The organism is Oleiphilus sp. HI0061 (genome assembly GCF_001635675.1).
In genome coordinates, this window is sequence record NZ_LWFE01000813.1 from 1 (window position 1) to 417 (window position 417).

Below are 417 nucleotides of genomic sequence, written 5' to 3' on the forward strand. Positions count from 1 at the left end.
TTTACCCGACTATAATAGCGCCAAAACAATATTCAGGAGTTAAAACGAATGCCTAAAGCAAGTGAAATTAAGAAGAACGCTGCCGTTGAAATGAATGGTGAAGCTTATATTGTTCGCGATATCGAGCGCTCTGTTCCACAAGGCCGTGCAGGCGGAAGTTTGTATCGTATGCGTATGTACAATGTGGCGACAAACCATAAGATTGATGAAACTTTCAAAGACTCCGATATGCTGTCACTTGCAGATTTGGACCGCCGCCCGGTAACTTTTTCATATGCTGATGGTGATGAATACGTTTTTATGGATAGCGAAGACTACTCTTCATATAGTCTGGATAAAGAAAGCATCGCTGATGAGTTATTGTTTATGGCCGAAGATGCGCAAGGCTTGCTGGTTGTGATGGTAAACGAGGCTCCG

1 protein-coding gene is annotated in these 417 nt (G+C 43.2%); it reads left to right on the forward strand.

Features of this window, described 5'->3' with window-relative positions; translation table 11 throughout:
• Positions 1-48 precede the first annotated feature (48 nt).
• Positions 49-417: elongation factor P-like protein YeiP (locus A3735_RS09810; RefSeq protein WP_068638005.1), on the forward strand; the 369-nt coding region annotated here is incomplete at its 3' end.